This window comes from Streptomyces sp. NPDC018000 (assembly GCF_044328025.1).
Classification (GTDB): Bacteria; Actinomycetota; Actinomycetes; order Streptomycetales; family Streptomycetaceae; genus Streptomyces.
Genome location: NZ_JBIRGM010000002.1, coordinates 82,862 through 101,346, shown reverse-complemented (window position 1 = coordinate 101,346; position 18,485 = coordinate 82,862). Strand labels below are relative to the sequence as shown.

Annotated in this window: 16 protein-coding genes, 4 tRNA genes and 1 other RNA gene; 13 read left to right on the top strand and 8 right to left on the bottom strand. The window is 70.5% G+C overall.

Translation table 11 applies throughout. The features are described from left to right. The first annotated feature begins 3 nt into the window (after positions 1 to 3). The 7 genes from ACH4EW_RS04965 (at position 4) to ACH4EW_RS04935 (ending at position 5,389) form a co-directional block, all read left to right on the top strand. The gene (locus ACH4EW_RS04965) at positions 4 to 507 is read left to right on the top strand and encodes a hypothetical protein (protein ID WP_398251499.1); all 504 of its coding nucleotides are present in this window, start codon (positions 4 to 6) and stop codon (positions 505 to 507) included. 9 nt (positions 508 to 516) lie between these two features. Further along, positions 517 to 669 (top strand): hypothetical protein, encoded by a 153-nt coding sequence (locus ACH4EW_RS04960; RefSeq protein ID WP_398251497.1) that lies wholly within the window; start codon positions 517 to 519, stop codon positions 667 to 669. Positions 670 to 766: 97 nt separating this feature from the next. Next, entirely contained in the window at positions 767 to 919 is a 153-nt protein-coding gene (locus ACH4EW_RS04955; protein ID WP_398251494.1) for a hypothetical protein, read from the top strand. A gap of 85 nt (positions 920 to 1,004) precedes the next feature. After that, positions 1,005 to 1,871, top strand: coding sequence for a bifunctional DNA primase/polymerase (locus ACH4EW_RS04950; RefSeq protein ID WP_398251491.1), 867 nt, complete (start codon positions 1,005 to 1,007; stop codon positions 1,869 to 1,871). A 2-nt stretch (positions 1,872 to 1,873) separates the two neighbouring features. Then, positions 1,874 to 3,349 (top strand): ATP-binding protein, encoded by a 1,476-nt coding sequence (locus ACH4EW_RS04945; protein WP_398253259.1) that lies wholly within the window; start codon positions 1,874 to 1,876, stop codon positions 3,347 to 3,349. 472 nt (positions 3,350 to 3,821) lie between these two features. Continuing rightward, the gene (locus ACH4EW_RS04940; RefSeq protein WP_398251488.1) at positions 3,822 to 4,031 is read left to right on the top strand and encodes an excisionase family DNA-binding protein; all 210 of its coding nucleotides are present in this window, start codon (positions 3,822 to 3,824) and stop codon (positions 4,029 to 4,031) included. 80 nt (positions 4,032 to 4,111) lie between these two features. Next, on the top strand, positions 4,112 to 5,389 hold the full coding sequence (locus tag ACH4EW_RS04935; RefSeq protein WP_398251485.1) for a tyrosine-type recombinase/integrase: 1,278 nt from the start codon (positions 4,112 to 4,114) through the stop codon (positions 5,387 to 5,389). 64 nt (positions 5,390 to 5,453) lie between these two features. On the opposite strand, the gene ACH4EW_RS04930 is transcribed toward ACH4EW_RS04935, so the two are convergent. After that, positions 5,454 to 5,541: transfer RNA gene (locus ACH4EW_RS04930), tRNA-Ser, on the bottom strand. A gap of 142 nt (positions 5,542 to 5,683) precedes the next feature. Between ACH4EW_RS04930 and ffs the strand changes: the two genes are divergently transcribed. The 6 genes from ffs to ACH4EW_RS04900 all read left to right on the top strand — a co-directional run bounded on the left by ffs (position 5,684) and on the right by ACH4EW_RS04900 (position 14,476). After that, an RNA gene (ffs, locus tag ACH4EW_RS04925) (signal recognition particle sRNA small type) lies at positions 5,684 to 5,780 on the top strand. A 71-nt stretch (positions 5,781 to 5,851) separates the two neighbouring features. Further along, positions 5,852 to 8,035, top strand: a complete 2,184-nt coding sequence (locus ACH4EW_RS04920) for a DNA polymerase III subunit gamma and tau (protein WP_398251482.1) — start codon at positions 5,852 to 5,854, stop codon at positions 8,033 to 8,035. A gap of 122 nt (positions 8,036 to 8,157) precedes the next feature. Next, positions 8,158 to 9,408: a phosphoribosylamine--glycine ligase gene (purD, locus tag ACH4EW_RS04915; RefSeq protein ID WP_398251479.1), complete on the top strand. Its 1,251-nt coding sequence runs from the start codon at positions 8,158 to 8,160 to the stop codon at positions 9,406 to 9,408. 385 nt (positions 9,409 to 9,793) lie between these two features. Next, the gene (locus ACH4EW_RS04910; RefSeq protein WP_398251477.1) at positions 9,794 to 11,548 is read left to right on the top strand and encodes a hypothetical protein; all 1,755 of its coding nucleotides are present in this window, start codon (positions 9,794 to 9,796) and stop codon (positions 11,546 to 11,548) included. Between the two features lie 438 nt (positions 11,549 to 11,986). Then, the gene (locus ACH4EW_RS04905) at positions 11,987 to 13,450 is read left to right on the top strand and encodes a N,N-dimethylformamidase beta subunit family domain-containing protein (RefSeq protein WP_398251474.1); all 1,464 of its coding nucleotides are present in this window, start codon (positions 11,987 to 11,989) and stop codon (positions 13,448 to 13,450) included. 111 nt (positions 13,451 to 13,561) lie between these two features. Continuing rightward, positions 13,562 to 14,476 (top strand): phosphoribosylaminoimidazolesuccinocarboxamide synthase, encoded by a 915-nt coding sequence (locus tag ACH4EW_RS04900; RefSeq protein ID WP_398251471.1) that lies wholly within the window; start codon positions 13,562 to 13,564, stop codon positions 14,474 to 14,476. A gap of 81 nt (positions 14,477 to 14,557) precedes the next feature. Here ACH4EW_RS04900 and ACH4EW_RS04895 read toward each other — a convergent pair. The 7 genes from ACH4EW_RS04895 to ACH4EW_RS04865 all read right to left on the bottom strand — a co-directional run bounded on the left by ACH4EW_RS04895 (position 14,558) and on the right by ACH4EW_RS04865 (position 18,265). After that, a tRNA-Gly gene (locus ACH4EW_RS04895) sits at positions 14,558 to 14,630 on the bottom strand. Positions 14,631 to 14,652: 22 nt separating this feature from the next. Next, the gene (locus ACH4EW_RS04890) at positions 14,653 to 15,264 is read right to left on the bottom strand and encodes a response regulator (protein ID WP_398251468.1); all 612 of its coding nucleotides are present in this window, start codon (positions 15,262 to 15,264) and stop codon (positions 14,653 to 14,655) included. Further along, positions 15,261 to 16,295: a sensor histidine kinase gene (locus ACH4EW_RS04885; RefSeq protein ID WP_398251465.1), complete on the bottom strand. Its 1,035-nt coding sequence runs from the start codon at positions 16,293 to 16,295 to the stop codon at positions 15,261 to 15,263. Before ACH4EW_RS04885 ends, ACH4EW_RS04890 begins: the two co-directional genes overlap by 4 nt. Further along, complete coding sequence (locus tag ACH4EW_RS04880; RefSeq protein ID WP_398253257.1) at positions 16,292 to 17,215, bottom strand: ABC transporter ATP-binding protein; 924 nt, start codon at positions 17,213 to 17,215, stop codon at positions 16,292 to 16,294. The genes ACH4EW_RS04885 and ACH4EW_RS04880 overlap by 4 nt, the downstream gene beginning before the upstream one ends. Before the next feature lie 271 nt (positions 17,216 to 17,486). Beyond that, positions 17,487 to 17,559: transfer RNA gene (locus tag ACH4EW_RS04875), tRNA-Gly, on the bottom strand. Between the two features lie 100 nt (positions 17,560 to 17,659). Further along, positions 17,660 to 17,731 (bottom strand) — tRNA-Gly (locus ACH4EW_RS04870). A gap of 198 nt (positions 17,732 to 17,929) precedes the next feature. Continuing rightward, positions 17,930 to 18,265, bottom strand: coding sequence for an Lsr2 family protein (locus ACH4EW_RS04865; protein ID WP_398251463.1), 336 nt, complete (start codon positions 18,263 to 18,265; stop codon positions 17,930 to 17,932). Positions 18,266 to 18,485: the final 220 nt, after the last annotated feature.

The following is an 18,485-nucleotide window of genomic DNA, read 5'->3' as shown; positions in this document are numbered from 1 at the left end:
GTCGTGCATGACACCACGTACACGATCACCGCCCAAGCACCTCGCCCCACCGACAGGCCCGCCTACCTTCCCGACCCGGTCGGCCCGGTGATGCTGCCCTCCGAGATCCCGCCCGGCGTCCAGATGGTCACCCTCCCCGGTGGCATCCGCACCCTCGCCTACACCCCGCAGCAGGCCCCGCCGGCGCCGCCGGTGCCGGTCGCGCAGCCGATCCCGGCATGGGCCAAGACCACCGCCCTCCTCGTCCCCACGGTCGGCGGCGGTGTCGCCGCCGCCGGTATCGGACTCTCCTACGCAGCCCCGGGACTGATCGCCATGAGCCAAGCCCTCTGGGCGACCGTCGCCCTCATCGCCGCCGGAGCCATCGGCCTGCCCGTCCTCCTGCGCCTCGCCCGCAACGGCACCGGCACCGGCACCGGCACCTGGCGGTCGACCACCCACATCACCCAGAACATCACCGCCACCGGCCTCTTCGGCAAGGCCACCGGCACCATCAACCACCGCTAAGGAATTCAGATGCTCGACAGCCCACAGTCCGAGTCGATGCCGTGCGGTGAGTCCGGCTGCTACTGCGACAGCTTCGGTCCCGAACACGAGCAGTGCGCGTGCGGCTGCGACTGCCCCCGCTGCTGGGACTGCCTCCAGAAATCCGACAACTGCGACTGCTGACCCGAAGGGACGGCCTTGATCCGTCTGCGTATCCAGCGCGCCGCCTGGCCCCGGCCCGCGCTGATCCTCACAGCCCGCACCCCGAAGGAGCACCGACATGGACATTGACCCCAACGAGATCCTGACCATCGAACTCGACTACGCCGACTGGCCCGCCCCGTACGCCCGGGACATCACGCGTCGTCAGCTGGGCGAGCTGCTGCTCAGGCTCGACGAGATGGCAGACGACACCGCCGACGCCAACCCGTAGCTACGCCAAGGGCGGCCCCCGCCTCACCAAAGTCCGGGGCCGCCCTTGCCTGCCAGCACCTTCTACAGAACTGGAGACACCCAGCATGACCCAATCCACCCCCACCCGGCGAGCACCCGGCCTCATCGGCGTCGCCCTCGATCTCGCGCAGCAAGGTGTTCCCGTCCTGCCGTTGCGGGCGGGAAAGCTCCCGGTCGGGAACTGCGCGGCCTGCCGGGACAACGCCTGCAGCGGCCGACCGAACATGAAGAACCCTGGTTCCTGCGACTGCCCGGCACCGTGCCACGCGTGGGCCGCCGCTACCACCGACCCCGCGACCCTCACCAGCCCCGCATGGGCACCGGCCTGGAAGCAAGCCGCCGCGGTGGCCTACCACCCCGGCGGTATCGGGCTGACCGTCGTCGACCTCGACCACGCCGACGCCATCGCCTGGGCCCGCCGTACGCTGCCCGCCACCCGCACCGTGCCGACCACGCGCGGCGAGCACTGGCTGTACCGGGGCACGGTGCAGTCCGCGAACGCGGTCCGTGACGGCGTCGACATCAAGTCCACGATGGTCTACGCCCGGTGGCTCGGCCCCGGCACCGGCACCATGACCGCGCTGCCGGACACGGTGCGCGCGCTGGTCATCAAGGAGCCGTCGCCGCCACGACCCGCACCGCGCGTCGTGGCGGTGCCTGTGCCGGCCGCTGGCGGGGACTGCCCTCACCGTAGGCCCGCCTACCTGGAGCGCGGCGTCGCCATGGGCGAGCAGCGCATCACCGAGGCGAGTAGTGCCGTGCACGCCATCGTCTACCAGACGTTCCTCGCGGTGCTGTCCGCGCACGGGCGGTGTGGCTGCCTGACCGATGTCCACATGGCGCGGCTGTTCGCCGCTGCCCAGTCCAAGGGTGAGTCCGTCCGGCACTGCTCGGACGCGTGGGCCAATGCCCTCACCCGGTTGGGGCTGTGACCGTGGCTGACGACGAGAAGAACCCGGCGCGCGAGGTCATCACCGACTACGCGCAGGCGCACTTCCGGTACTTCCGCACCGCCGACGGGACCGTGTACGCGCAGAAGAACGGGCACCCCGTGGCCCGTCCGATCCGCTCGCAGGGCACGACGGGCAGCCACCGGCAGGAACTCATGGTCGGCCTGTACAAGGACGGACACGGCATGTTCAACGGCACCGCCCTCAAGGAAGCTCTGGACCTGATCGAGGCACTCGCGCTGACCGAGGACACCCAAGCCGTCCACATCCGCGTCGCCCCCGGCTTCGACGGAGCGACGTGGCTGGACCTCGGGCGCAGCGACGGGCAGTCCGTTCGTATCCACCCCACCGGCTGGGACATCGCCGTCCCCGACCCGCGCGAGGTGTGCTGGCGGCGCACCCAGCTCACCGGGGAACTCCCCCTGCCCGTCAAGGACACCGACGGCAAGGGCATCGACCTCCTGATGCGGTTGTGCAACTTCGCGGGTGCCGAGACCGAGTGCCTGGCCATCGCCTGGCTCATCGGCTGCCTCGGACCGTCCGTCCCCGTCCCGGCCCCGTTCCTCACCGGGCCGCAGGGCGCGGGCAAGTCCACCGGCGGGCGGATGCTCGTGCGGATCGTCGAGGGGATGAGCGGTGACCTGCGGCGGGCCCCGAAGGATGAGGAGAACCTGATCGCGGCCGTCGCGGCCGGGTGGGTCACCGCCCTGGACAACCTGTCCCACATGACGCCGGACCTGTCCGACGCCATGTGCTGCATCGTCACCGGAGCCGAGAACGTCAAACGCGCCCTGTTCACCGACGGCGACGTCTTCCGCGCCCGCTACCGCCGCCCCCTGCTCCTGACCGGCATCGACGTCGGAGTCATCCGGCCCGACCTCGCGGAACGGCTCCTGCCCCTGCGCCTGGAGCGGCCCCGCGTCCGGCGCACCGAAGCGGAGCTGTGGGCGGAGTACGAAGAGGTCCTGCCCATCGCCCTCGGGTCTCTGCTCGACCTCACGGTCAAGGTCCGCGCCGCCGAGGCCGAGACGCCAACCGATCTGAGGATGGCGGACTTCGCACACCTGTGCGCGCAGCTCGACGCGGCCACCGGTCTCGGAGCCCTCGCCGCCTACCGGGCCCGCCTGGACGACCTCAACGACGACGTGATCGAGGGCGACCTTCTCGCCCAGACCGTCCTCCAGCACGCGGACACCATCGACCCCAGCGGCGAGCAGCGCATGACCTCCACGCAGTGGCTCCACCTCCTCAGCCGCCTCTACAGCGGCGACGAACTACGCCCCCTGCCCAAGGGCTGGCCGACCACCGGGAAAGTCCTCTCCGACCGCCTCAAGCGCCTCCAACCCACCCTCGCCGCCCGCGGCGTCCTCATCGACACCGGCCGCACCAGCGAAGGCCGCTACCTCGAAATGACCCGCCAGGCCACCCCAAGGCCACACCAGCAGACCGGCGCGTTCTGACCCGCACGGCCCGCTCGCTTGGACAAGCAAGAAGAGCACCCGGCGCGGCGTGCTCTTCTTGCTGTTCGGCGGAACGCCGCCCAAAGGTCGCGCCGCGCAGCGGCTCCCTCTTCACGCTCTGAGGGCCACCGCACCACAACAGACGCCCCCTCTTTTGTCCTAAGAGGGAAGACCCTGCGTCATCTGCGTCATACACACCGCGAAACAGCCCCTGACCTGCGGACACGAGCATGACGCAGACAGCAGCCTCTGCGTCATCCTGCGTCATCTGCGTCACGCCGTGACGCAGCCCATGACACACCGATGACGCACCACCAAACCGCTGCGTCACACAAAACCCCAGCTCAGGCCCCCTGCATGACGCTGATGACGCAATGACGCAGAAATCCGCACCTCGGACAGACACGCCCCCGGAAAGCCTTCAGCCCTATGCCTCCGTCATCAAAGCGATGGACGACAAAAGGAGCGTCACATGGAGACCGCCCAAATCGCTGACAGCACCCTCGTTCTCCTCACCGTTGAGGAAGCCGCGCGCCGCCTCCAGATCGGCCGCACCACCTGCTTCACCCTCATCCGCTCGGGGGCTCTGGAATCCCTGATGATCGGCCGACTCCGCCGGGTGCCTGCCGACGCCCCGGCCGCGTACATCGCGCGCCGCCGCGCTGAGGGCTTCGCAGCCTGACCTGCTCAACACCGGAGCGCCGCCCCCGCTGGGGCGGCGCTCCGGTCGTTCTGCCCCACCGATTTAAGGAGATCCCGCCCGTGGCGGAGAAGAAGCGAACTCGCCGGGCCAATGGCGAAACGGCCATCTACTTTGGCAAGGACGGCCGTTGGCACGCCCGGGTGCCGATGGGTTACAAGGACAATGGCGAGCCCTACCGCAGGCACATCACCCGCACCTCTGAAGACGCCCTGACCGCAGAGGTCAAGCGGCTGGAAAAGCAGCGCGACCAGGGAACCGCACAGCAGCCCGGCAAGCTGTGGACGGTCGAGAAGTGGCTGTGGCACTGGGTCGAGAACATCGCCAAGGACGTCGTCAGCGAGAACACCTATGACGGCTACGAGGTTGCGGTTCGCGTGCACCTCGTTCCCGGCATCGGTAGGCACCGCATCGACCGCCTGGAGCCGGAGCACCTGGAGAGCCTGTATCGCCGGATGCAGAAGAACGGCAGCAAGCCTGCTACGGCCCACCAGGCGCACCGCACCGCTCGTACTGCCCTTGGTGAGGCGGTGCGACGTGGCCACGCCGCGAAGAACGCCGCCGCGCTGGCCAAACCGCCGCGAGTGGAGGAACCGGAGGAGGAGATCGATCCCTACTCGGTCGAAGAGGTGCAGAGTCTGCTGATCGAGGTGAACAAGCGACGCAACAGCGCCCGTTGGATGCTGGCACTGGCGCTCGGTCTGCGGCAGGGGGAGACGCTGGGGCTGCGCTGGTCCGACGTGGACCTGAACCACGAGTACCTGAAGCTCCGCCGGAACCGACTACGCCCGAAGTACGAGCACGGGTGCAAGGAGGCAGATACATGCGGCCGGAAGGCCGGGTACTGCCCGGACCGCAAGCAGGTGCGGCGCGAGACGAAGAACACAAAGTCGCGCGCCGGCCGCCGTGCGGTTCCCCTGCCGGGCCCCCTGGTCGTGATGCTGCGAACGCACAGGGAAGCCCAGGCCCGGGAGCGCAAGACTGCCGGAAACCTGTGGACCGAGTCGGACTACGTGTTCACGAAACCGCTCGGCGGACCGCTGAGCCCGAACACGGACTACCACGATTGGAAAAGGCTGCTGAACGATGCGGGGGTACGCGACGCGCGCCTGCACGACGCCCGGCACACCGCCGCGACCGTCCTCATGCTGCTTGGCGTCCCGGACCGTGTGATTGACCAGATCATGGGGTGGGAGGCGGGCACGTCTGCCCGGATGCGCGCGCGGTACCTGCATGTGCCCGACGCCATGCTGAAGGACGTGGCGCGGAAGCTCGCGGACGCCATCTGGGGGCCCTCACCGAACGGCCTTGTGGACAAAGACCAGAACAACGAGGGCTGAGAGAACGTCGAAGGACCCCACCGCGAACGATGGGGCCCTTCGACGTATTGCCCGGTGAGAGCAATGGCGGAGGATACGAGATTCGAACTCGTGAGGGGTTGCCCCCAACACGCTTTCCAAGCGTGCGCCCTAGGCCACTAGGCGAATCCTCCGCGGCAAACAATACAAGACGTTGAGGAGTGCTCGCGAACCCGTTCCCTTCCGGCTCCCCTCCCGCTCCCCTCCGGCTCGTCCGGGGCGGTTGTGGAAGGCGGGGGAGTGGACTGGCAGGGGTGGGGATCGGCTAAGGTGGGCTTCAGCCCCTCACGTGGCGCTATCTGACTGAACTCCCCCAGGGCCGGAAGGCAGCAAGGGTAGGTTGGCTCTGGCGGGTGCGTGAGGGGCCCTTGTGTTTCCAGGGGGCGGGGCGGCGCTTCGCCGGTCCGGGGCCGGTTGTCGGTCCGCCCGGATAACCTCGTATGTGTGTCGTCCCTTGCGCTGTATCGCCGCTATCGCCCCGAGTCGTTCGCCGAGGTCATCGGGCAGGAGCATGTCACTGACCCGCTGCAGCAGGCCCTGCGGAACAACCGGGTCAATCACGCGTACCTGTTCAGTGGTCCGCGCGGCTGCGGCAAGACGACCAGCGCGCGCATCCTCGCCCGCTGTCTGAACTGCGAGCAGGGGCCGACGCCCACGCCGTGCGGGGAGTGCCAGTCCTGCCGCGACCTCGCACGCAACGGGCCGGGATCGATCGACGTCATCGAGATCGACGCCGCATCGCACGGGGGCGTGGACGACGCCCGCGATCTGCGGGAGAAGGCGTTCTTCGGGCCCGCGTCGAGTCGTTACAAGATCTACATCATCGACGAGGCGCACATGGTCACATCGGCGGGGTTCAACGCCCTGCTGAAGGTGGTCGAGGAGCCGCCCGAGCACCTCAAGTTCATCTTCGCGACCACCGAGCCCGAGAAGGTCATCGGCACCATCCGGTCGCGTACACACCACTACCCGTTCCGTCTTGTACCGCCGGGGACGCTGCGCGAATATCTCGCCGAGGTCTGCGGCAAGGAGAACAGCCCGGTCGAGGACGGCGTGCTGCCGCTCGTCGTGCGGGCCGGGGCCGGGTCCGTGCGTGACTCGATGTCGGTGATGGACCAGCTGCTGGCCGGCGCGGGCGACGACGGTGTGACATACGCCATGGCGACCTCGCTGCTCGGTTATACGGACGGCTCGCTGCTCGACTCGATCGTGGACGCCTTCGCGGCGGGGGACGGGGCCGCGGCCTTCGAGGTTGTGGACCGGGTGATCGAGGGGGGAAACGACCCGCGCCGCTTTGTCGCCGACCTATTGGAGCGACTGCGTGACCTGGTGATCCTGGCCGCCGTGCCGGACGCCGGGGAGAAGGGCCTCATCGACGCACCCGCCGATGTCGTCGAGCGGATGCAGGCCCAGGCGTCCGTCTTCGGTGCCGCCGAGCTGAGCCGCGCCGCCGACCTGGTCAACGAGGGGCTGACGGAGATGCGCGGGGCGACCTCGCCGCGCCTCCAGGTCGAGCTGATCTGCGCGCGGGTGCTGCTGCCCGCGGCCTTCGACGACGAGCGTTCGCTGCAGGCCCGGCTCGACCGGCTGGAGCGCGGCGCTTCCTTCGCGACCGCCGGTACGGGGCCCGCCATGGGGTACGTACCGGGGCCGGAGGCCCTGGCCCATGCCCCCGCCCCCGTCGCCCCGGCCGTGCAGCCCGGCGCCGGACCCGCTGCCGCGCGTGCGGCGGTACGGGGAGAGGCGCCCGCCCCCGCGGCATCGCCCGCCCCCGCCGCAATGCCCCCGGCACCCGCGCAGCCCATGACGCCCGTTGCTCCCACGGCTCCGCAGCCGCCGACCGAGACCCCGGCCCCGGCTCCCGCGGGCGGCCAGCGCCCCGGTGCCTGGCCCACCGCCGCCGCGCCGGAATCGGGCCGTCGTCCCGGTGGCTGGCCGACCGCATCCGCCCCCGGGCAGTCGCCGGTCCCGCAGGCGGCCCCGGCCACTGCCCCGGCCCAGGCCGTGCCCGCGGCACCGGTACCCGCCGCCGAGCCGAGCCCGGGGATGACACAGGGGGCCGGCCAGGTACGGAACATGTGGCCGGACATCCTGGAGGCCGTGAAGAACCGGCGCCGGTTCACCTGGATCCTGCTCAGTCAGAACGCCCAGGTCACCGGCTTCGACGGCACCACCCTGCAGATCGGCTTCCTGAACGCGGGCGCGCGCGACAACTTCGCGAGCAGCGGCAGCGAGGACGTGCTGAAGCAGGCCCTCGCCGAGCGGTTCAACGCACAGTGGAAGATCGAGGCGATCGTCGACCCGTCGGGAGGTGCGGGTGCACCTCCGCAGACCGGTGGCGGCCGCCCCTCCGCCGCACCGCCCACGCCGCATCGTCCGGCCCCCGCGCCCCAGCAGAGTTACGAACCCCGGCCCGCCCCCGCACCGCACCAGCAGCCGAGCGCCGCACCCGCCGCGGAGCCCGTACCGCAGTCGTATTCCGCGCCCGAACCCCCGCGGTCGGTCGCTCCCGAGGACGACACCCCGGAGGCGGACGACCCGGACCTCGTCGACTCGGCGCTCTCCGGGCACGACCTGATCGTCCGAGAGCTGGGTGCCACGGTGGTCGAGGAGTTCACCAACGAGTAGCAACGACTGGCACTGGCAACGGGTAGCGGACGGAGTGCCCGGGTCGCCCGGCCGGGGTGCCCGGGTGTTCACGGAGCGGAGTCCGTCAAGGCCGCCGTGCCCCGGCGGCTAGGCTGCACACCGTGAAGGTCCTCGTCATCGGCGGCGGCGCCCGCGAACACGCCCTGTGCCGCTCTCTCTCCCTCGACCCTGCGGTCACCGCTCTGTACTGCGCCCCCGGCAACGCCGGCATCGCAGAGGTGGCCGAACTGCACCCGGTCGACGCACTCGACGGCGACGCCGTCGCGCGCCTCGCCACCGACCTGGGCGCCGAGCTGGTGGTCGTCGGCCCGGAGGCGCCCCTCGTCGCCGGCGTCGCGGACGCCGTGCGTGCCGTCGGCATCCCCTGCTTCGGCCCCTCCGGCGAGGCGGCCCAGCTGGAGGGCTCCAAGGCGTTCGCCAAGGACGTGATGGCTGGGGCCGGCGTCCCGACCGCCCGCAGCTACGTCTGCACCACTCCCGCTGAGATCGACGCCGCCCTCGATGCCTTTGGCGCCCCGTACGTCGTCAAGGACGACGGTCTCGCCGCCGGCAAGGGCGTCGTCGTCACCGACGACATCGAGGCTGCCCGCGCTCACGCCCTGGCCTGCGAGCGCGTGGTGATCGAGGAGTTCCTCGACGGCCCCGAGGTCAGCCTCTTCGCGATCACGGACGGCATCACCGTGCTGCCGCTCCAGCCCGCACAGGACTTCAAGCGCGCCCTGGACAACGACGAGGGCCCGAACACCGGCGGCATGGGCGCGTACTCCCCGCTCCCGTGGGCCGACCCCAAGCTGGTCGACGCTGTCATGCAGTCGGTGCTCCAGCCGACCGTCGACGAGCTCCGCCGCCGTGGCACCCCGTTCTCCGGGCTGTTGTACGCGGGGCTTGCGATCACGTCGCGCGGCGTCAGGGTGATCGAGTTCAACGCCCGGTTCGGTGACCCCGAGACCCAGGTGGTCCTGGCCCGTCTGAAGACTCCGCTGGCCGGTGTCCTGCTGGGTTCCGCCAACGGCACCCTGGACGAGCTGCCCCCGCTCAAGTGGCGCGACGAGGCCGCTGTCACCGTGGTCATCGCCTCGCACAACTACCCGGGTACGCCGCGCACGGGTGACTCCGTCGAAGGGCTCGACGATGTGGCGGCGCAGGATGCCCCGCATGCGTACGTCCTGCATGCCGGGACCAGGCGGGACGGCGACACGATTGTCAGCGCGGGCGGCCGGGTACTGTCCGTGACCGCGACCGGCAAGGACCTCGCGGGCGCCCGTGAGCGTGCCTACACGGCGGTGGCCCGGATCCGGCTCGACGGATCGCAGTTCCGTACGGACATCGCCCAGAAGGCCGCGGAGGCCTGAGACCGGAACGGACCGGACCGGACGCGTCAGACCCGGAACGGACGAGTCCGCCCCGGACCGGACGGGTCAGCCCGGGACCGGCGCGCGGGGGCCGGGTGCGTCACCCGATCTGCCCGCCCCGGCCGCGGCTCGAGCCCGCCCCGCCCCCTGTCGACACCCACTGACGTGCCGCTGCCTCAAGGAAAGCGGCGCGTCAGCAGCTTTACCCAAAGCCATTCCATCGAGTGACGGCTGTGCCATCCGGATGACGCCCGCCGAGGCCCCAACTAGGGTGCGGCGCAAGCATTCCGGCACTTGGCCCACCGGCATTGCGATGTCGGTGACGGGTGCCACAGTGGGGGAGTGAACAACACCGCCGCGGGGGCAGAGGGGGTGACGTCCGGCAGTGTCCGGTACCGGTACAAGTGAGGAGCTGGGTGCGCAGAGCGCGCGCGCCCGCGCTCTGGCTCTGCTGCGTATCCGCAGCAGAGCGACCGCCGCAGCCATCCTGCCGGCGGCGGTGGCCGTCGTGCTGCTTGTCGCCGGTGCACAGGGCCATGCCGTCGGCAGCGGCTGGGACACGGCGCGCTGGGCCGTGACGGCCTGTGCGGCCGTCGTGCTCCTGCTCGCCGCGGCGGTCGCGGTCGCGATCGTGCGGGCGAGGCCGGCGGTCAGTCCGACCGTCCCGCTCCCGGAGGACGCCGCCCCCGATCTCTACTGCCTGGTCAGGGACCTCGCCGAACGGCTCGGGGTTCCCGCGCCCTCGGCGATAGCACTCACGCCCGACTGCGACAGCTGGCTGGAGGACCGTACACACCCCTCGGTGCGGCCCGTAGCGGATCGGGGAACGCGTTCCGCGGGCCGGGCCCGCCGTCGGGTCCGGGCGGCGCCCGTGCTGGTCATCGGTTCGCCGTTCCTGTGGTGGATGCGGGTCGCGGAGCTACGGGCGGTGCTCGCCCCGGTCGTCGCGGGCACGGGCCCCTCCGCGCATCCCGACATAGCCGCGGCGCGTCGTTTCGTACGAGGGCTGGACGGAGCGGTCGCCGACGCTGCCGCGCCCGTTTCCGGGCCGCTGCCAGGGGTGCGCAGAGTGCCGCGGGCCTTCGTCGGCCGGGTCGCCCTGTTGCTGCTGCGCAGTTGTCGCACCCATGCCGTGGAGATGGAGCGGGGCGTCGCCGCCGCCGCGTCGGTCCGTGCACAGGGTGTGGATTACGGGCTGCGGATCGTCGCCCAGGAGCAGGTCGGCCTCGCCTACGCGGGCTGGGACCGGCTGCTCACCCGCGTCGCGCTGCCCGCCTGGCAGATGGGCCGCTGGCCGTCCCGGCTGGACGCGGGTGTCGTGTCCGCCCTCGCCGAGCTCTCCCGTCGCGACCGGCTTGCCGACGGATTCACCTCGCGGCTCGGTGAGCGCCCTGCCTGTGACCTCCTGGAGGAGCCGGGTGCGGCTGACGAGGCGGCATCGCTGCTGGCGGCCCGGCTCTTCCACGGCGGCCCGGCGGAGGCCGGTCCCGACTGGTCGCCGGTCGACTGGCAGCAGTATCCGGAAGAGGTGGTCGACCGGAAGTGGCGCACCGAGGCCGCACGGCTGCACCGTGTCCTCGACCTGATGGGTACGGCCCCCGCGTCGTCCGCCGGCGGCTCCTCGGGCGATCTCGACCGTCCCGCGTTTCCCATCGACGCCACAGTGCCCACGCTGGCCCGTGTCGTCGAGCATCTGGCAGGCCGGTGCGGGAGCGGCGAGGAGCTCGCGGCCGGGATCAGCGCCGCGGTGGCCCGTGAGGAGGCGGCGGCCGGGCAGTCCCCGGCCGGCGGCACATCGAGCCGGGCGGGCGCCAGGAGCGCCGCTCGCACGGGCGGGGACGTCCTGGATTTCTGGGGCCCCGGTCTGCTCCCGCTCTTCCCGCTCCAACCACCCCGTACGGGTACGGAACTGCTCGCCGACCACGTCGCGGCGATGGTCTGCTGCGCTGCCGTCGACACGGCTGGCGCGGCGCCCGGACTCGACTGGCTCGACGGTCCCGCGCTGCTGGTCGGCGGCGAGCGCCGGGCGGATCTGGGCAGTCCCGTCCTCAGTCTGGTGGAGGACGGTGACGCGGGGCCGCTGCGTTCCTGGCTCGCCTCGGTCGGTGTGCGCACCGACAAACCCGTCCGTCTCGTCTGACCCACGGACCTCGACGACAGGACCTCGATGGCAGGGCCTCGACGACAGGGCCGAGGTGTCGTTGGCCGGCACCGGCGAACTGGAGCACGCCTTGTATCAGGCGGGGCTCCGGGTACTGCATATCCAGACCAGGCTGCGCTGTTGGGCGGGCCGGCCAATGGGCGCACGACAGCGCTGTCGGAGGCCGCGGCACCCCAATACCCGGAAGGGTGCGTTCCGTTCACGTCAATTCGCGACGAACGGTGACGGAGTGCATGCGTTATGTGATGTGCTGGGGACCGACGCTGACAGTCGGCGCAGCCCTGTCGGCGCATCGATGACGCACGGCCGGTGACGTACGGCCGGTGACGTTCGCCGTTGATCACCGGTGGCGATCAACTTTGTGACGGTCAACTCTGTCTCGCTGTTGTCTCGGGGGACCAGAGGGAGGGAAGCGGTATGGGGGCGGAGCAGATTCGCCGGTGGGAGTCGGGCGCCCTCGCGCACGCGGTCTCCGATCCCTTCGGCCAGGGCCCGCTGCCCTGGCTGCGCGGCAGTGAGAACTACCTCGACGACACCGGACATGTCGTCCCCTGGTACGCGGACCCCACCCTGGCCCGCGGCTCCACCGACGGCGGCACCCGTACGGCCGACGACGTGCACCGCCAGATCAAGGGCTTCACTTCCACGGGCGCCGCGGCCCCCGGAGAGGCGATCGACTTCCACATCACCGTGGACCCGCCCCAGCAGTTCTCCGTGGACATCTACCGCATCGGTCACTACGGGGGCGACGGCGCAGCCAAGATCACCACGAGCCCCCGGCTCTCCGGCATCGTCCAGCCCGCCCCGCTCACCGCCGACCGCACGGTCTCCTGCCACAACTGGTGGCAGTCCTGGCGGCTGCAGATCCCCGCCTACTGGTCGATCGGCGCGTACGTCGCCGTGCTCACCACGGTCGACGGATACCGTTCCCACATCCCGTTCACGGTCCGCGACGACCACCCGGCCGATCTGCTGCTCGTCCTGCCGGACATCACCTGGCAGGCGTACAACCTCTACCCGGAGGACGGCCACACCGGCGCCAGCCTCTACCACGCCTGGGACGAGCAGGGCTGCCTCCTGGGCGAGGAGGACGCCGCGGTCACCGTCTCCTTCGACCGGCCGTACGCGGGCGCCGGTCTGCCGCTCCACGTCGGTCATGCCTATGACTTCATCCGCTGGGCCGAGCGCTACGGCTACGACATCGCGTACGCCGACACCCGCGATCTGCACGCGGGCCGGATCGACCCGGGCCGCTACCGGGGCCTGGTCTTCCCCGGCCACGACGAGTACTGGTCGGTGCCCATGCGCCGTACCGCCGAACTCGCCCGCGACGGCGGCACCTCGCTCGTCTTCCTCTCCGCCAACACCATGTACTGGCAGGTCAGCCTCTCCCCGTCGCCGTCCGGCGTCCCGGACCGCCTGCTCACCTGCCGCAAGCGCCACGGCCCGGGAAAGCCCGCGCTCTGGCGCGAGATCGACCGCCCCGAGCAGCAGCTTCTCGGCATTCAGTACGCGGGCCGGGTCCCCGATCCGCACCCTCTGGTCGTACGGAACGCCGAGCACTGGCTGTGGGACGCGACGGGCGCCGGCGAGGGCGACGAGATCGACGGCCTGGTCGCGGGCGAGGCCGACCGCTACTTCCCGCGCACCGCACTCCCCGAGCACGAGAACCGCATCCTGCTCGCCCACTCCCCGTACCAGGACAGCGAAGGAGTCAAGCGCCACCAGGAGACCTCCCTGTACCGGGCCCCGTCCGGCGCACTCGTCTTCGCATCCGGCACCTTCGCCTGGTCCCCGGCGCTGGACCGTCCCGGCCATGTGGATCCCCGCATTCAGCAGGCCACAGCCAATCTCCTCGACCGCATCTGCAAACGCGCCTGAAACGCCACCGAGGCCACTGCACCCGGCGCCATGGACGCCCCCGCTCCGCCCCACTGCACGCCGATACGGGAGAATCGGTACGACTCCTGGATCAACCTACGCGGAGGCAGCGTGTCCGGATTTGTAGAAAAGCCCGAGCCAGTGCAGGTCCCGGGGCTCACCCACCTCCACACCGGCAAGGTGCGCGACCTGTACCGGAACGAGGCGGGCGACCTCGTCATGGTCGCCAGCGACCGTATGTCCGCGTACGACTGGGTCCTGCCCACCGAGATCCCCGACAAGGGCCGGGTTCTCACCCGGCTCTCGCTGTGGTGGTTCGACCAGCTCGCCGATCTCGTACCGAACCACGTCCTGTCCACGGAGCTCCCCGCCGGAGCCCCTGCGGACTGGGCCGGCCGCACGCTGATCTGCAAGTCGCTGCGGATGGTCCCCGTCGAGTGCGTCGCCCGCGGATACCTCACCGGCTCGGGCCTCGTCGAGTACAACGAGTCCCGCACGGTCTGCGGCCTCGCGCTGCCCGAGGGCCTCGTCGACGGCTCCGAACTCCCGGCGCCGATCTTCACCCCCGCCACCAAGGCGGCCGTCGGCGACCACGACGAGAACGTGAGCTACGAGGAGGTGGCCCGCCAGGTCGGCGCGGAGACCGCCGCCCAGCTGCGCCGCACCACACTGGACGTGTACAGCAGGGCCCGTGACATCGCGCGCCGGCGCGGCATCATCCTCGCCGACACGAAGTTCGAGTTCGGCTTCGCTCCCACGGCCGACGGCGGTGAGGAGCTGATCATCGCGGACGAGGTGCTGACCCCGGACTCCTCCCGTTTCTGGCCCGCGGCCACCTGGGAGCCGGGCAAGGCCCAGCCCAGTTACGACAAGCAGTTCGTGCGCGACTGGCTGACCTCGCCGGCCTCCGGCTGGGACCGCAGGAGTGAGCAGCCGCCCCCGGCGCTGCCCCAGGAGATCGTGGACGCGACCAGGGCGAAGTACCTGGAGGCGTACGAACTTCTCACCGGCACGCCCTGGCAGTAGGGCCGACCGGCATAGGGGGCAGCAGCTCCCGGAACACGAAGAAGCCCCCGGCCGAAAGGCCGGGGGCTTCTTGCTGAACCGAGCGGACGACCAGGTTCGAACTGGCGACCTCAACCTTGGCAAGGTTGCGCTCTACCAACTGAGCTACGTCCGCAAGCGCCGAAGCGCGATGCCTACTATACCCATCCGCGCTCGCGTGCGAGACGCACCGCCGCATGACGGTTCTCCGCCCCGAGCTTCGAGGCGGCCGCCGAGAGGTAGTTCCGTACGGTTCCCTGCGACAGCGACGCCCGCTCCGCGATCTCCGCGACCGGCGCTCCGTCAGTCGCCAGCTCCAGCACCTCGGCCTCTCGCGCGGTCAGCGGTGAGTCCCCGGCCGAGATCGCATCGGCCGCCAACTCCGGGTCCACATAACGGTTTCCGCCGTGCACGGTACGGATTATCCCTGCCAGCTGCCGGGCACTGACGGTCTTCGGCACGAAGGCCCGCACGCCTGCCGCGAGTGCCCGTTTCAGATGTCCCGGCCGGCCGTGACTCGTCACGATCATCGTCCGGCAGCCGGGCAGTTCGGCCCGCAGGGATGTGGCAACACTCACACCGTCGGCACCCGGCATCTCCAGATCGAGGACCGCCACATCGGGGCGATGGGCCCGCGCCATGGCCAGGGCCTCCGGGCCGGTCGCCGCCTCCGCGACCACCACGAGGTCGTCCTCCAGGGCGAGCAGCGCGGCCAGAGCGCCCCGGATCAGATGCTCGTCGTCGGCGAGCAGCACTCGTACGGCCGTCATCGCAGCTCCTCCTGAAGAGCCGGGGCAAGGGCCGGGTCCGTGCGCGGCAGCGGGATCGTGGCCGTCAGCCGGAACAGCCCGTTCCCCGCCGGACCTGCGCCCAGCGAACCGTCGAGTGCGTGAAGGCGCTCCCGCAGCCCGGCCAGCCCGGAACCGCCCGGCCCGGCGACGGCCCGCGGCGCCCCGTCGTTCTCCACGTCCAGCACCACCGCGTCCGCCGAAGCGCGGAGCCGGATCGTGCAGTGCCGCGGATCGCCGTGCCGCAGCACATTGGTCGCCGCCTCTCGCACCACCCAGCCGAGCGCCGACTGCACGGGCGCGGGCAGCGGACCGCCGTCATGGCCCTCCACCGAGCATTCGATCCCGGCCGCCCGCAACACGCTCCGTGCGCCCACGAGTTCGGTACTCGGATCGGCCTCCCGGTATCCACGTACGACATCGCGCACCTCCTGCTGGGAGGCGCGGGCGATGCGCATCACTTCGACCATCTGGTCCACGGCCGCCGGCTTGCCGCGCTGGGCCAGCTCCACCGCCAGCTCGCTCTTCAGCGCGATCACGGCCAGATTCCGGCCCAGGACGTCGTGCATGTCCCGGCCGAACCGCAGCAGTCCGGGCCGCTCGGGCGCGCCGAGACCGAAGAAGACCGCACCGGCCAGGACCACCAGCACCGTCTGCGCCAGCGCCAGTGCGGCCGACGGCAGCGCGGTCCCGGCGAGGATCTCCCGGTCGGTGACCTCGCCGGTACGCAGCCGCTTCAGGACCAGTTCCTCGCGCCGCGCCACATAGGCGGCGACCAGGTTCATGTACACGACCTGCATCAGCACCATGCCGATGCCGCCGCTGAGCGCTGCCCCGGCCACGGTCAGCCCGGTCCCGCCCAGATCGATCTGTTCCAGCGTCGACTTCATGGCCGCGATCATCGCCAGGGGCACCAGCAGCGCGACAAAGACCGCCGTCCTGTTCCGTGCGAGCAGGGTCAGCTCGGCCCGCCCGAGAGCGTTCAGCCGCCCGGACATCGTCGTGCGCGTCATGCGGCAGCCACCTTCTCCGACTCCGACGCGCTCTGCGCGATATCGAGAAATGCCTCCTCGAGCGAGGCCGACCGTGCATCGAGCCCGAGCAGCCGTACGTCCGACTCCCGCGCCCAGCTCAGCAGTTCATCCAGCGAATCCTGCAGCCGGCGGGTACGGATCTCGATCCGGCGGCCGTAGGCCGCGGCCTGCAGAGCCAGCGGAAGCCGGGCCGCCGGGACCCCTTCGGGCAGCTCGAACCGGATACGGGCGGGGCGGGCCGCCGTCACCTCGGCGGTGGTGCCCGCCGTCACGATCCGCCCCCGGTGCATGATCGCCAGCCGGTCGGCGAGCGCCTCGGCCTCTTCCAGGTAGTGCGTGGTGAGCAGGACGGTGATCCCGCCGTCGCCGAGTCCCCGTACCAACTCCCAGGTGTCGCGCCGCCCCTCGGCGTCGAGTCCGGTGGTCGGCTCGTCCAGAAACAGCACCTCGGGCCGGCCGAGCAGGGCCAGTGCGAGGTCGAGGCGGCGCCGCTCGCCGCCGGAGAGCTGCTTGACCCGTACGCGCGCCCGATGGGTGAGCCCGACCAGGTCCAGCGCCTCGCCGGTCGGCCGGGCGCCGCTGGTGCACCCCGCCCACATCCGTACGGTCTCGGTGACCGTCAGCTCGGACGGGAAGCCGCCCTCCTGGAGCATCACCCCGATCCGCGGCCGGACGGCGGCGCGCTCGCGGTACGGGTCGTGGCCGAGCACCCGCACCGTGCCGCCATCGGGTTTGGCCAGCCCCTCCAGCAGTTCGACCGTGGAGGTCTTTCCGGCGCCGTTCGTGCCGAGCAGAGCGAAGAGTTCGCCGCGCGCCACCGAGAAGGAGACACCGGTCACGGCCTCGAAACCCCCGGCGTAGCGCCGCCGCACATCGCTCGCCTCGATCACGGGATCCATCGCCGAACCGGTCGTGGAAACGATCACGGGGTCCGTCGTGAAACCGCTTGCGGGATCGTCTGTGATGTCTGCCGCGGCGCCGCCCGCGTGGTCGCTGGGAATGTCGTCGCTGATCATGCCTACAGATTTCCGCCGGATCGTCGCCGCGAGCAGTGCGAGCTGTCACTACTGCTCATGACAAACGTCATGAGCAAGAGGCAAGGAGCACAGGCTGGAATACGACGAAGGTCCTGGTCGATACCGACCAGGACCTTCGAACAAACCGATCAAGAGCGGACGACGAGATTCGAACTCGCGACCCTCACCTTGGCAAGGTGATGCTCTACCAACTGAGCCACGTCCGCAATGCTGCCGCCGATTGTACTCCCCCTGAGAGGAGATTCATCGAGCGGTGTGAGCACTACTCTACCCGATTCACCGGAGTGGTCGGTAAGAGCGATGCAGAGCGGGTGACAGGAATTGCACACTGCGCCTTCCCCCTGGAAGGGGGATGTTCTGCTACTGAACTACACCCGCACGCTGCGTGAGGTTCGGCTTTGCGGCCTTGCCCCTCGGCGTGCTCCAGACTTTAGCCGACCTGCAGGGGGGTAGTGCAAGTCGGTGGCCGCGGGGTGTCGCCGAGGCGTGCGCCGGAGTGTTGGCCGGCGCTTGCCGACCGGTCCCGGAGCCCAGCCCCGGCGGCCGGTCCGGGTGACCGGTCCGCGGGCCGGGTTCTCAACTGGCTTCGCGGAACGCCTCGTAGACCTTCTTGGGGATCCGGCCGCGGGCCGGCACCTCCATCTGGTGGGAGCGGGCCCAGGCGCGCACAGCTGCCGGGTCCGGTGCGAGTGAGGTGTGCCGGTACGACGCAGGTGACTTGCCGCGCCTACGGGCATTTGTCTGCTTTCGGCCGGCCGCCATGTACGGCGCCAGAACCTTGCGCAATTTCTTTGCATTGGACGGGTTGAGGTCGATCTCGTACGACTTCCCGTCCAGGGCGAAGCTAACCGTTTCCGCCGCTGCTCCCCCGTCGATGTCGTCGAAGAGCGTGACCACTACGCGCTGAGCCACGGATATCGGTCCTTTCCTACGGCATCGGCGCGTCCGGACATGCGCTGATGCCGGCCTTCCGGCTGTTAGGTGTATGCGAGCCGACCGGTGTCGACTGTTTAGAGGCAATACTGCATTCCCCGGTAATCATTTGTACAGCGGTGGGTGCCGCATTGTGAAGCCCGCCCAATTACCTCCGCGTGTCAGTCTTCTATGTGTGCTACCGGTGACGTTTTTTTGC